At 60.6% G+C, this 13,448-nt stretch carries 12 protein-coding genes; 10 read left to right on the top strand and 2 right to left on the bottom strand.

Annotated elements, in window-relative coordinates; genetic code table 11:
- The first annotated feature begins 193 nt into the window (after positions 1–193).
- The 7 genes from AC0L3X_RS30810 (at position 194) to AC0L3X_RS30780 (ending at position 8,422) form a co-directional block, all read left to right on the top strand.
- Complete coding sequence (locus AC0L3X_RS30810) at positions 194–625, top strand: hypothetical protein (protein WP_231143783.1); 432 nt, start codon at positions 194–196, stop codon at positions 623–625.
- Positions 626–796: 171 nt separating this feature from the next.
- Positions 797–2,149, top strand: coding sequence for a glycosyltransferase (locus AC0L3X_RS30805; protein WP_063986012.1), 1,353 nt, complete (start codon positions 797–799; stop codon positions 2,147–2,149).
- Positions 2,150–2,280: 131 nt separating this feature from the next.
- Positions 2,281–3,489: a multidrug effflux MFS transporter gene (locus AC0L3X_RS30800; protein ID WP_354131677.1), complete on the top strand. Its 1,209-nt coding sequence runs from the start codon at positions 2,281–2,283 to the stop codon at positions 3,487–3,489.
- A gap of 114 nt (positions 3,490–3,603) precedes the next feature.
- Positions 3,604–4,827: a cytochrome P450 gene (locus AC0L3X_RS30795; RefSeq protein WP_283017951.1), complete on the top strand. Its 1,224-nt coding sequence runs from the start codon at positions 3,604–3,606 to the stop codon at positions 4,825–4,827.
- Between the two features lie 138 nt (positions 4,828–4,965).
- On the top strand, positions 4,966–6,024 hold the full coding sequence (locus AC0L3X_RS30790) for an HAD family hydrolase (protein ID WP_063980537.1): 1,059 nt from the start codon (positions 4,966–4,968) through the stop codon (positions 6,022–6,024).
- Positions 6,025–6,429: 405 nt separating this feature from the next.
- On the top strand, positions 6,430–8,163 hold the full coding sequence (locus tag AC0L3X_RS30785; RefSeq protein WP_084794930.1) for a long-chain-fatty-acid--CoA ligase: 1,734 nt from the start codon (positions 6,430–6,432) through the stop codon (positions 8,161–8,163).
- A complete protein-coding gene (locus AC0L3X_RS30780; RefSeq protein ID WP_063980539.1) occupies positions 8,096–8,422 on the top strand; it encodes a hypothetical protein in 327 nt (108 codons plus the stop codon). The genes AC0L3X_RS30785 and AC0L3X_RS30780 overlap by 68 nt, the downstream gene beginning before the upstream one ends.
- Positions 8,423–8,516: 94 nt before the next feature.
- Here the strand turns inward: AC0L3X_RS30780 and AC0L3X_RS30775 are convergent, their stop codons facing one another.
- Positions 8,517–9,077: a TetR/AcrR family transcriptional regulator gene (locus AC0L3X_RS30775; protein ID WP_063986013.1), complete on the bottom strand. Its 561-nt coding sequence runs from the start codon at positions 9,075–9,077 to the stop codon at positions 8,517–8,519.
- A gap of 100 nt (positions 9,078–9,177) precedes the next feature.
- On the opposite strand from AC0L3X_RS30775, the gene AC0L3X_RS30770 reads away from it, so the two are divergent.
- From AC0L3X_RS30770 to AC0L3X_RS30760, 3 genes are all read left to right on the top strand, one after another.
- Positions 9,178–10,587, top strand: coding sequence for an amidase (locus tag AC0L3X_RS30770; RefSeq protein ID WP_473317086.1), 1,410 nt, complete (start codon positions 9,178–9,180; stop codon positions 10,585–10,587).
- A 228-nt stretch (positions 10,588–10,815) separates the two neighbouring features.
- On the top strand, positions 10,816–11,781 hold the full coding sequence (locus AC0L3X_RS30765; protein ID WP_187387881.1) for a LysR family transcriptional regulator: 966 nt from the start codon (positions 10,816–10,818) through the stop codon (positions 11,779–11,781).
- A 186-nt stretch (positions 11,782–11,967) separates the two neighbouring features.
- Entirely contained in the window at positions 11,968–12,402 is a 435-nt protein-coding gene (locus tag AC0L3X_RS30760) for a cupin domain-containing protein (RefSeq protein WP_063980542.1), read from the top strand.
- Positions 12,403–12,449: 47 nt separating this feature from the next.
- Here the strand turns inward: AC0L3X_RS30760 and AC0L3X_RS30755 are convergent, their stop codons facing one another.
- Complete coding sequence (locus AC0L3X_RS30755; RefSeq protein WP_063980543.1) at positions 12,450–13,400, bottom strand: LysR family transcriptional regulator; 951 nt, start codon at positions 13,398–13,400, stop codon at positions 12,450–12,452.
- Positions 13,401–13,448 lie beyond the last annotated feature (48 nt).

Genomic DNA, 13,448 nt, shown 5'->3' with positions numbered 1-13,448 from the left:
GCTACCGTCAAACCGCGGCGCACGAAGGGGTCAAAATTGGACGCCGATGAGGGGTCAAATTTACAGGCCGATTGACACACTGGGTCAAAGAGGACCGCCCGTCAGCATATAGCTGAGTGTGGGCGCAGCCTTCAGCGAGCCGATCGCAGCAATGGGTATCAATCCGCCAAGCTTCGGCGGCGCGAACGCCTAAATGCCGAAAGGCGCGGGCGGACGCAATACGCCCGGCCGGCTCGTCGCAGTGTTCTTCAGCCTCGACGTTTTACAGGTTTTATGTCGCAACCCAAAGGAGATCGCTATGTCGATCCGTAGCATGTTTGTAGCCGCAGCATTCGCCTTGGCCTCTCTGGAGGCCGCCCACGCCGATGGCCTGCGTCCGATTGATGGTATGAGCATCGACCTCGGCGAAGTGTCCGGTGTCGCCTACTACACCGTCGGGCGCGACGGATTCCATGTTGTCACGACCCTCGCACAAGGCATGGCGGGAACGCCGATCCGTATTGTGTCTGTTCTTGCACCGGGTCAGCGTGTGGCGTTCTCAACACCGTACCAGGCAGATGCGCTCGAAATCAGCCGGAACGGCGACAGCGTGCTCGTCCGCAAGGTGAAATCGGTCTCGAACTAAATTTCGAGCGAATTGGCGCCTTCTCACGATGATTCCAATGCGGAAAGGGGACGGGCGAACGCAATGCCGCCCGGCCGGCCCGCCGCAGTGCTCTTCAGCCTCGACGCCTTACAGGTTTTGCGTCGCAATCCAAAGGAGATCGCTATGTCGACAATCGGACGAGACGATCATATGAAGATTCTCGTCGTTTCGACCCCCATGACCGGCCATCTCAATCCGCTGCTTGCGATCGGCCACATCTTGATCGCGGAGGGCCACGAACTTGCCTTTTTGACCGGGAGCCCCCTGCGTAGCCGTGTCGCGCGGTTCAAAGCAAATTTCTGTCCGCTCCCCAAAGAGGCGGATATTAATGCAAACGAAATTGTCATGTCCGACGAAGTAAAGGCCGCGCCACTCGGGCCACAATGGCGGCGCTTAGTAATCGAACGCCTCTTCGTCGATCCCATTCCCGGTCAGCACAGCGGCATGCTCAAGGTCCTGCGGGAATTCCCCGCCGACGTCATCATCGGCGACGACATGTTTTTTGGCGTCCTGCCGATGCTGCTCGGACCGCGCTCGAAACGCCCGCCCATCGTTCTTTGCGGCACATCCATCTTGCACTGGCAACGCGACGACAAAGCGCCAGTTTTTGCGGGTCTGCCGCCCGCAGCCACCCGAGCGCAACTCGACGAATATGCCGCCTTCGCGCGAGAACAGGACAAGATCGTCGACGGGCCTCTCGGCCTTTGCGTCAATCGGTACCTGAGGGAGCTGGGCGTTGGACCGGTGACCAAGCCTCTCTTTGAATCCGTCGTAGAGCTTGCAGATGCCTATATGCAGCTGACGGTGCCGCGTTTTGAGTTTCCACGCGATATCCCTTCCTCGGTGACTTTTGTTGGCACCCCTCCGATTATACCCAACCAGGTCCCGCTTCCGTCGTGGGCGCACGAACTGGACGGCTCGCGCAAGGTTGTGCTGGTGACGCAGGGTACGTTGGCAAACCACGATTTCGACCTGTTGATCGCGCCGGCGCTCGCGGGACTCGCGAACGAACCTGACTTGCTTGTGGTCGTCACAGCAGGCGGTCGCGCGGTCGGCGACATTCCCGGCCCAATTCCCGGCAATGCGCGTCTCTCCAGCTATCTGCCGTTCGAGTGGCTTCTGCCCAAGGTCGACGTGCTCGTCACCAACGGTGGATATGGGAGTGTCAACCAGGCGATGAGCTTTGGAATTCCGCTTGTGACCGCAGGGTTGACGGAAGACAAGGCGGACGTGAACGCGCGTGTGGCATGGTCCGGGGTCGGAATCAATCTTGCGACCAACAATCCGACACCGCAAGCGTTGCGCGAGGCCGTGCGGAGCGTGCTCGACAAGCCGGACTATCGTTCGGGTGCCTCAGCTATGGCCGACGAGTTCAAGACGATCGACACTCGCTCCGAAATCCTGCGGATCATCAACCAAGTCGCGCAAGGGTCGAATGAGATAAGCGACCCGGGCGGCACCACGGTCGCTAAGCAAGGTCGACGTGTCGCCGCCAATCGGTGACTTGCTTCCGCTCCCGGGAAGGATGGAAGGTTGATTCTTCCGTCCTTCGTCTGGGAGGCGATCGATATCTCCGCGGACACGCGCCGCATCTGACGACGCGCGGGATCAGCAACGTATCGGATATTCAACCCATGCGTATTCAACCCGCATCGTTTGCCTTCACGCTGTTGCTGGGCCTTCTTGCCTCAGTTCCGTATTCGGGCATTGACATGAGCTTACCGGCACTGGCGGCCACTGGCGCCGCTCTCGGCGCGCCGCCCGCGGATGTCGGCTTTACGATGAGTGTTTTCATGCTCAGTCTGGCGACGGCGCCGCTTGTCTATGGGCCGGTATCCGATCGGTACGGTCGCAGGCCCGTCGTGGTATTCGGCGTCACGCTCTTTGTCGTCGGCAGTCTCGCTTGCGCGCTCGCCCAATCATTGCCGGTGCTGCTGGTGTGCCGCTTCGGCCAAGGCTGCGGCGCGGCCAGCACAACGTTGACGTTTGCAATCATCCGCGACCTGTTCGAGGGGGATAATGCGCGTGCGAAGATGGCCAACGTTGTCATTGCCATAAATGTAGTCACATTGATCGCGCCGACCGCTGGCGCGGCTCTACTGGCGCTGGGCAGCTGGCGCCTGATTTACACGATTCAGTTCGTAATGGGTCTGGTTTTGTTGATCGCATTGGTCACCGGCTTTGCCGAAAGTGCAAAGATCGATCAGACCAATCGCCTTGCACCATCAATCATTGGCCGCAGCTATCTTCAAGTCCTGAGGCATCCGATCTCGTTCGCATACATTCTGGTCGGTGCAGCCGCCGGCGGGACCGTTATGGCTTATGTCACCGGGTCCTCCCTGTTCTTCATCAACAGCATGGGGCTACGGCCTAATCGGTATGGCCTGATTTTCAGTGCGTGCTCCGGATCGGTCATGGCCGGGGCTTTCCTCGATCGCCGGCTCGTCGCTTGGAACGTCTCACCAGCTTATGTGCTGATGAGGGGTTTGACAGTCTCGGCGGTGGCTTCAGGGCTATTGCTTGCCACGACACTGGTCGGCTGGGTACCGCTACTCCTTGTTGTTTCACTTCTGGTCGCTGTTGGTCTTGCCTTCGGATTGACCATACCGAACGCCATCCGCGCGACGATGCATCCGTTGCCGCAGATCGCCGGCGCGGTAGGCGCTGTGTCCGGAAGCATTCAGATTATGGCAGGCGCCGTCTCAAGCGGGCTCGTTGCGTGTCTTTATGACGGACGATCAGCGCTATCGATGGCCGCGGTCATGACGCCGTGTTCGCTTCTGGCGCTGGCCTCTTATCTGCTGATTGCCCGTCCCGCCGAGCGTCGCGTTTTCGCAAGTTAGCGTCATGCCCGCGCTGGATGGCCTCGATCACCTTCGGCGACGATGCTGCCATGCGCGGAGGCTTCGCTCGTTCCAAGCCGATCGGAACTAAACCCTAGCGAAAGGACGAGATCCATGAGTAACGACGAGACTGCGGTGCCAACGGGAATTTCCCTGACCCACTTGGATCCCGTCTTTCGGGAGCGGCCAGACGAATATCTCGATATGCTGAGGTCGCGCGAGCCGGTGCACCAGGACCGGATGTTCGATCGGGTGGTGCTGACCCGTGCGGTCGATGTCGATGCCGTCATGAATAATCGCGAACTGGCCTCCGATCCACGGAAATCCCGCCCGGGTTCGTTCTCTCGGGTGCAACTGAAGGTGGATGAGACATTTCAGCCGCTCATACTGCATATGGATGACCCGGACCATAAGCGCCTGCGCTCCCTGGTCGTCAAGGCGTTCAACCAGGTCGCGGTCGATGCGATGCGCCCGCGTATCACTGAGGTCGCATGCGGCTTGCTGGACGACATCGACGATCCATCCTGCTTCGATATTATGGAGGCTTATGCCCGACCGTTGCCGACGATCGCCATCGCGCTGATGTTGGGCGTCGATACCGCCCGCTGCGACGACTTCAAGCAGTGGTCTGACGGCAAACTACAAATGTTCAACCCGCAACGCACGCCGGAGCAGGAGGCCATCCTGGCATCCTGCAATGCTGCTCTCACCAGCTACTTCGCTGAGGTAATCCAAAAGCGTCGTAAGGAACGACGGGCCGATCTGATAAGCAGCCTGATCGACGCCGAAGAGGACGGCGAGCAGCTCGACGAAGCGGAGATCACAAACGTTTGCCATAGTTTGCTCTTTGCGGGCAACGTGACGACGACTGATCTTATCGGTAACGCCGTACTAGCCCTGCTACAGCATCCCGGTGAACTCAGCAAACTGCTCGCTAATCCGAGCCTGGTTCGTAGCGCCGTCGAGGAAGTGTTGCGCTATGACGCGCCAGTCGTGCAAGGCACTCGGATCGCAACCGAAGCGATGCAGATCGACGGGTGCCCGGTCGCGGCGGGGCAGACGATCAATGCCGTGCTCTACGCAGCGAACCACGACTCAGAGGCGCATCCCGACCCAAAGCGGTTTGACATCGAACGGCCGGATAAGCGTCACATCTCATTTGGCGGCGGCGCTCATTTCTGTCTTGGCGCGCCATTGGCCCGGGCCGAGGCACAGATCGCTCTTTCGGTGCTTTTCGAGCGGTTCCCGAAGCTCCGCCTGAGTGCCGAGCACCCCTTGGAGCGCCGGACGATGCTCAACTTCAATGGATTAGAGGCGCTTTGGGTGCGCGCGGACTAGCACTGCGTTCCAGTCACCATGAGCCTTTGTCCCCCACGGCCGACCTGATGGCGCTTGCAAGCCCCATCAGCAGTGCGGACCGTCGCATTTCACCGAACATGCTCACACCCGATGTATTTGAACTAGGAATAGCCGACCATGAAAGAAACTATTCTGCGCTCCGGCATCGACCGTCGCACCCTGCTCACGACGTTGGCGCTGCTTCCAGCCCTATCCGCGCCGCCCTTATCCGTCTCCGCGTTGGCCCAGACCGCTTCGAGCGGCCCATTGCCATCGTGGAATAACGGATCCGCCAAACAAGCGATCCTCGACTTCGTCCGAGACACGACAGACCGGGCAAGTCCGAAGTTCGTGCCTCCCGAGGAACGCATTGCCACTTTTGATCAGGATGGCACGCTTTGGGTGGAGCAGCCGATTTATAGCCAAATGGTGTATTGCCTCGACCGGGTCCCGGTGTTGGTCGCGCAAGAGCCGGCGCTAAAGGACGTTGAGCCATTCAAGACGGTGCTCTCGGGAAACCGGGAAGCGATAGCCGGGCTTTCGATGCGAGACCTCGAAAAGATCGTCCTTGCCACGCTCGCCGGCATAACAACTGACGAGTTCGAGGCCGAAGGAAAGAAATGGCTTTCCTCCGCGAAGGACCCACGCTGGAAGCGGCCCTATACCGAACTCGTCTACCAACCGATGCTGGAGGTGATGACCTACCTGCGGGCGAATGGCTTTAAGACCTACATTGTCACAGGCTTCGGTCAGGATTTTGTGCGCCTGTATTCACAGCAGGTCTACGGCATCCCACCGGAGCAGGTGGTCGGGTCGGCGCTTGCCGTCAAATATGATTATGACAAGGACGGCAAGCCGGTCCTCATTAGTGAACCCAGGCTCATGCTGTATGACAGCGCTGCCGGGAAACCGGAGGGCATTCACTTGATGATTGGTCGGCGTCCGAACGCTTCATTTGGCAACTCGACTGGAGACCAGCAGATGCTGGAATATACGGGTGCCGGGGAGGGCGCGCGACTATCGATGCTTGTACTGCACGACGATGGAATACGTGAGTACGCTTATGGTCCGGCGCAGGGGCTGCCCTATACCAAGATCGGTTCCTTCACCCCCGCGCTCTACGCTGAGGCCAGGAAGAAAAACTGGACCATCATCAGCATGAAGAACGACTGGAAGAATATCTTTTCGTTCCAATAGCTGATGGCTGAGTTGGTGGCGCGACGTGGCAGTGAGCGGTGCGTGCCAGTACCGGTGAAAGGGCGCCGGCGGCTCACGACATCCAGCTTCCAGAGTCTTAGCTTCATTCACAGCATCGAATCTAAATCGTGTTTGGAAGACAAATGCCCCTGTCAGTCATATGGCTCGTCACGTCCTTTGCGATCAGGCTGCTAGTCGTTCACTTCAAGCTCGCCATCCTTCTCAGGTCTCGCGCGAAGGCGCGTGTTCGGGGACCGGGCACCCAAGGGCGCGAGGGCGGGCGAGACGTCGTCCTGGCTGATGAAGACCTCTCGCCAAATGGATACCCGTGCGGACCATCTCCTGCCCGCACGAACAGTCGCTTGCGGCTGAAGTGAAGGCGTTGAAACCGAGGGAACATTCGCCATGCTTGGCTTAATGATGCAAACTCCGTTGCTCCTGTCGTCCATTCTCATGCACGCGGCGCGCTCCTTTCCCGATGTTGAGATCGTCTCCCGAACTCCCGACAAGCCCGATCACATCACGAGCTACAGCGGCCTTCTCGAGCGCAGCTCTCGGCTCGCAAATGCATTGGACTCGATCGGCATTAAGCCAGGCGATCGCGTGGCGACCTTAGCCTGGAATAGCTATCGGCATCTGGAGCTATACTTCGGCATTTCCGGAATGGGAGCCGTTTGCCACACGATCAATCCAAGGCTGTTCGTGGACCAGATCATATACATCATCAACCACGCCGAAGATGCGGTTGTATTCTTCGATCTGGCTTTTATCGATCTCGTACACTCTTTAATGCCGCAATGTCCGACTGTTGAAGCGTGGATATATCTGGGCGAGGCGGGCGACGCAAAGATCGTGGGAGCCAAAGGCTTCCCATCCTATGAAGGATTTCTCTCCGGGTGCTCGGAAGCTTATGCATGGCCCGAGTTCGACGAGAACACGGCATGCGGACTTTGCTATACGTCGGGAACGACAGGAAACCCAAAGGGTGTGCTGTATAGCCATCGCAGCGCGGTGCTGCATTCCTGCGCCGCAGCGCTCCCAGACGCTTGTCGCATTTCTCTGGATGACACGGTCGCGCTTGTCTCGCCGATGTTCCACGCAATGTCTTGGGGAATGCCGTATTGTGCAACGGCGACGGGTTCGAAGCTGGTGATGGCCGGCCAAAACGTCGACGGTGAGAGCCTGCACAGGTTGTTCGAGGACCACGGGGTGACTTTCGCCGGCGGCGTGCCGACGGTCTGGCTGGGCTATGTTCGATACCTGCAAAGCGCCGGCGTGAAGCCGACGACGCTCAATCGCGCGCTGATCGGTGGCACGGCATGTCCGGCCTCCCTGATGGAAACGCTGCAGGACGAATACGGAGTAGAAGTTCTGCATGGCTGGGGCATGACGGAAACCAGCCCGCTCGCGACGATCTCGAAGCCACTGCGCAAGCACATGACCTCGTCGAGAGCTGAACGGCGGTCTCGCCAGGTCAAACAAGGACGTGCGCTTTTCGGGGTCGAAATCGGCATTCGCGATGGCAACAACAGAAAACTCCCCCACGATGGCAAGGCAGTTGGCGACCTCGTGGTTCGGGGGCCCTGGATTGCCCGCGCTTATTACAAGATGCCGGAAAGCGAGCGTGCCGATGGCTGGTTTTTCACGGGTGATGTCGTCACGATCGACAGCGACGGTTATATGCAGGTTACGGATCGCTCGAAGGACGTCATCAAGTCCGGAGGCGAATGGATATCGTCTATCGAGCTCGAAAACCTGGCGATGGCCCACCCCGAAATCGTCGAAGCGGCGGTGATTGGTATTGCGCATCCAAAATGGGACGAACGCCCGCTCGTGCTTGCGGTCCGGCGCCAGGGGGCGAGGCTCGAGGCGCAAGATCTCCTGACCTTTTACGAGGGCAAGATCGCGAAGTGGTGGATGCCGGACGATGTTCTGTTCGTCGACGAGCTTCCGCACGGGGCGACCGGAAAAGTCCTGAAGACCAAATTGCGCGAGCTTTACGGAAACCGCGATTCCGCCGCGATCAGCCAGACGGGCAACCCGCCCGCCGCCGAAGCCAACGGAGGTTCCTATGTCAGTCCGCAGCTCGCTTCTCGCAGCCGCCGTCACCTTCGCCTCACTCGGGGCCGCACACGCTAACGGCCTGCGGCCGATCGAGGGCCTGAGCATCAATCTCGGCGATGTATCCGGCGTCGCCTACTACACGGTCGAGCCCGATGGATTCCGCGTCGTCACGACTCTTGCACAGGGTGCAGCGGGAACGCCGATCCGCTTTGTGACAGTACTGGCGCCCGGTCAGCGCGTCGTTGTCTCAACGCCATACCAGGCACCCGCGCTCGAAATCAGCCGAAAGGGTGATGAACTGCTCGTCCGCAAGGCGAGCACGTTCTCCAATTGACCGTCAATTGGCACGCAAGCGTCGGCGTCAAGGAGCCAAAGATGTCCAGATACATCTCCGCCAGCCATTTGGACGGCGCAGGCAGGATCGGCTCTCAAGTCGGGATCAAGCCTGATCCGCGATAGCTTTCGATCAGCGCATCGAACAATTTCAGGTCGGCGCGGCTCCGTGCCATCAGCTGCGCGCCGGCAACGGCCGCGTAGATCGCGCGCGCCCTTGCTTCACGCTTGCTGGCGGGAACTGAAGCCGCAGCGAGCATCCTGGTCAGCCAGGCCACGTTGACATCGGCGAAGGCTTGCACCTCGGTTTTGACGGCGTCCGGCAGATCATCATATTCGGCCGCCATGAAGCTGCAGAGGCACATGCGATTGTCCTGCTCGAGCGATCGACGAAAAAGTCCCGGATAGGCGCGGAGCGCCTTTCTTGGATCTCCGTTCGCTTTTGAAAGAGCTTCGAGGTTCGCCGCCGTATCCTCCCAGTAGCGTCTCGCCACCGCCGCACCCAGCTCGGCCTTGCCGGGGAAGTGATGATAGATGCTCGCAGCCTTGATGCCGACTTCAGCCCCGATGTCGCGGAAGTTCAACCCGCCATACCCGTGGGCCTGCGCTGTCCTGCGCGCTGCAGCCAGGATCGCTTCCTTCGCATTTTCGCTCATCGTGATCACCTCAACGTGTCCCTACCAAATGGCAGGTAGGGATTGAAGTCCATAAATGCGAGGGACATGTCCAGCCTACCAAATGGCAGGTAGGACAGATATGATGGATAACATCGTTAGAATGGACGCCACCCGCATCGCCCAGCTGATCGCTCAACGGGAGCTTTCGCCCGTCGAGGTCATGCAGGCGCATCTCGACCGCATCGCGGCGGTCAATCCCAAGCTGAATGCGATCGTGACGCTGGCCGACGGCGCGATGGAAGGCGCCAGGACGGCCGAAGCGGCGGTGATATCGGGCGCCCAGCTCGGCCCTCTCCATGGCGTTCCGTTCACGGCCAAGGATGGAATCGACACGGCGGGCGTGCTGACACAGCGCGGTTCGCCGATTTTCAGAGGGCGCGTGCCTGATACTGATGCCACCGTCGTGGCCAGGCTGAAGGCCGCCGGCGCCATCCTCATCGCAAAAACGAATCCCCCGGAATTTTCCTACTCAATCGAAACCGACAATCTCCTGACCGGCCAGACGAACAACCCCTGGAACCTCGATTACACTCCGGGCGGATCGAGCGGCGGTGAATCCGCTGCCATCGCAGCGGGCATGTCGCCACTCGGTGTGGGCAGCGATCTCTCAATCTCGTTGCGCGGCCCGGCAGCGCATACCGGTGTCGTCGGATTTAAAGCGACTCACGGTCGAATGCCGATGACGGGCCACTGGCCTCGGGTACCGCGCCGTTTCTGGCACATCGGTCCGATGGCGCGTTCCGTTCGCGATGTGGCGCTCGCTTATTCCTTGATGGCAGGACCTGACGGTGCCGACGGCTTCTCGGTCAGCTCGCCCAGCCTCGATACAGGGCTAGGTACGAAATCGACCCGTGAGCTTCGCGTAGGCTGGATGGCCTCTCCGGGCTTCTTCGGACCCATCGATCCGGAAGTGGTCGCGACCGTGAAGGCAGCGGCACATGCGCTGAGCAATGCCGGCTACCACGTCGAACAGGTCCGGTTGCCGGTGGTGGAGCAGACCGATGCCAACAGCGTCCTCTGGCAGCTCCAGCAGATGGAATCCCGGCGCGAGTTCGAGAAGGTCACTGCCGGCCATGAGGCCCAGATCTTCAGGCACGCCAAATTGGTCCTCGATACACCTGACACGCCGATAGCCGACTTCGTCGCCGCCGAGCAGGCCATAGAGCGCCTTCGCGACAGCTTCGCCGAATACTTCCAGCGCTACGATGCGCTGCTATGCCCGGTGACCCCGTTCCCGGCGACCAAACACGGTCTCAACGACCTCGTGGTCGATGGTGTGACGGTTTCACCCTTTCACGTCATGAGCGCCACATCACCGTTCAGCTTGACGGGAATGCCCGCTCTATCAATGCGGTTTGGAACGAGCCACGACGGCCTTCCGATCGGCGTACAAATAGTCTCCTCCTGGCTGGCGGAATCGACGGTGCTCAAGGTCGCCTCGCTCCTCGAGGAGGTGAGCCCGGTCCGCAACCTTCATCCGACCATTTGACGATGAAAGGGCGGGATTCATCCCGCCCTCTCCCCTGAGAGCATCCACCATGAACGATGAGCTGACGATATCGCGGCTTGCTCAATCAATCGACGGTCACGTTCAATTGCATCGCAAGTCCTGGTGCGCTCCGGTCATTGTTGCCGTCCATAGGTTCGCTATCGGTTGCCGCTCCCTTCCCTCATGAAGTTCCCGCGCGCGCCGGACCATCACCGGAAACAGGACGTCATGAAGGCACACAGCAGCGTTCTCGAAGAGGCCGAGAAGGATGATCGGAATGAACATTCAAGTCTCGCTCACACCGACGCGCAGCCGATCGACCTGAATTCCCTGCAGACATTCGTCGCTGTCGTGCGCGCCGGCGGATTTGCGGCGGCAGCCCGCGAAACCAACACGCCGAGGTCGTCCGTCAGCTTGCGCATCCGCAGCCTGGAGGCGGCGCTCGGTGCGCGGCTCTTCAAGAGGTCCACGCGCGCTTTTGCCCTCACGGCCGCAGGACGAGAACTCTACCAGCGTTCGGCTGGCGCGCTTGCCCTGCTTGTCAACGCGCTCCGGGGGGTAAGCGGTGCTGACGACCCGTATGCCGGCGAAATCCGCATCACGCTGCCGGCCGACTTTCCGGTCAGGATCGTGGCAGCCGCGATCGGGGATTTCAGAAACGATCACCCCAATGTGCGCTTTGAGGTGTCGCTCACTAACGACGTGCTCGATCTCATCTCCCGGGATATTGATATTGCGCTCCGCATCGGAGCGGCCAATCCTCAGGAAGCCCTGATCAAGGGCGCAATCGACATGAAGTTCGGTCTTTATGCGAGCTCAGACTATGTGAGCCGTCACGGGATCCCCGTCGATATTCGCGACGCGTCGACCTTGATCGGGCCATCGAGGCCGGAATTGCTGCGCCTTCTATCCCGCTCCTTGCCGGGCGGGGCGACGTGGCCCGCCTTTCATCTCGCGGTCGACTCCTTCGCTCTTGCTCGTGAGCTTGTGCTGAATCACCAGGGGATTGGTCTGCTTCCGGAAGCCCTCTGCAGAGTGGAATACGCATCGGGGCTCGTCGTGCCGGTTTTGCCAGAGCAGTTCTCCGGGACGATCCGCCTGCATCTCACATATCCGTCGCGGGCCGATCTGAGCGCCAAGGTCGCGGATTTTACCCGTGTGTTCGAGCGACAGCTTGCAGCTGCGGGGCGGTGATTTTCGTTGTTGTCGTTGTTCATGCCGACAGTTTGAGGTGGACCGTTCGGGCAGCTGAACTGGTCTTCGGGAAACTCCGATGCCAATTGGCCAGAACTACAGCCGCTGTGGCTTGCGGAAGGGGACTAATCCGCAGCCCTCCCGCATGCAATCTATCGAGCTCCGAAGTCAATGGAGCCTTGGCCAATGCAGAGCGTCATCACGACGAAGTTCGAAACGACCGAATTTGCCGGTCTCACGACGAAAATTATCAATCCGCAGGAAAGCCTGTTCACGGTGCTGGACATGACCATCAAGCCGGGCTTCGGCGCACCCGCCCACATCTCCGAGGAGGAGGACAAGCTGTTCGTCCTCCTGGAGGGCCAGGTGAAATACCTCGTGGGAGACCAGACCGAGGTCGCTGGACCCGGTTCGCGGATTCTCGTGCCGAGAGGAGTTGTTCACGGCTTCACCAATGAGGGGCCGGCCGACGCGAGACACATCCTCGTCTCCACGCCGCGTCGTCACGAGGAATTCTTCCGCGATCTGCACAGGATCCCCGAGCCGCGCGAGCAGCACATGGACATGCTGCCGAAGATCGCAGCGCGCAACGGCCAACGGATAGTTGGTCCGCTCCCATGACACGATGGGCAGCACCGAACGCACCTATCGCCGCGATTTCGACGTCCCTAGGCCACCCTCCACCTCCCGTCCCCCGCGCGCTTCAGCGCGGGGTCGCTCACCCGCACATGCTCGGCGAGAAAATCGATGAACGCGCGCACGCGCGCGGGCAGGGGCGCGGTGTGGCCGACATAGACGGCGTGGATGTCTTCGCGGTCGCCGGGATTGTAGTTCTGCAAGACCGGAACGAGACGGCCCGATTCGATGTCGGGGCCGATGTGGAAGAGGGCGAGGCGGGCGAGGCCGACGCCGCCGAGGGCGAGGCGGCGGGCGATTTCGCCGTCACTGGCGCGGGCGGCCGGTGGCGGCATGGCTTCCTCGGTGTGGTCGCCGCGCCGGAATGGCCAGCCGCCGCGGATGCGCGGAAAGGTCCAGCCGATGCCGCGATGCTGGGTGAGATCCGCCGGCGTCTTCGGCGTGCCGAAGCGCGCCAGATAGTTCGGGGTGCCGACGACGACCATGCGGCTGGTGCCGAGCTTTCGCGCGACCAGGCGTGACGCTTTCAGGGGCCCGACGCGGATGGCAATATCGGCCCGTTCCTGCATCAGGTCGATCAGCGTGTCGGTCAGCACGAGGTCGAGTGTGATCTCGGGATGCCGTTCCAGGAAGCGGGGAATCAGCGGTAGGACGTGCAGCATGCCGAAAGGGATGTTGCAGTTGACCGTGAGGTGGCCGCGCGGCGCCGCGCCTGAAGCCGCCTCGCGCTCAGCTTCCTCCATCTCTCCGAGGATGCGCACGGTGCGCTGGTAGAAGGCCTGGCCCTCCTCCGTCAGCGTCAGCTTGCGCGTGGTGCGGTTGATCAGCCGCGAGCCGAGGCGCGTCTCCAGCCGCGAGATCAGCTTGCTGACGCCCGACGGCGTCAGGCGCAGGTTTCGCGCGGCCTGGGTGAATCCGCCGAGTTCGACGACGCGGACGAAAACCTCCATCTCGGCGGAGCGGTTGGTGTCGAAACGGGCCATGTTGAATTCACGTCACAAATGATTGGATTGCGGACATCCTAATGGTTT

The organism is Bradyrhizobium sp. MI1.7 (assembly GCF_055811795.1).
The sequence above is the reverse complement of the archived record's forward strand: the minus strand, read 5'-3'. Positions and strand labels throughout refer to the sequence as shown.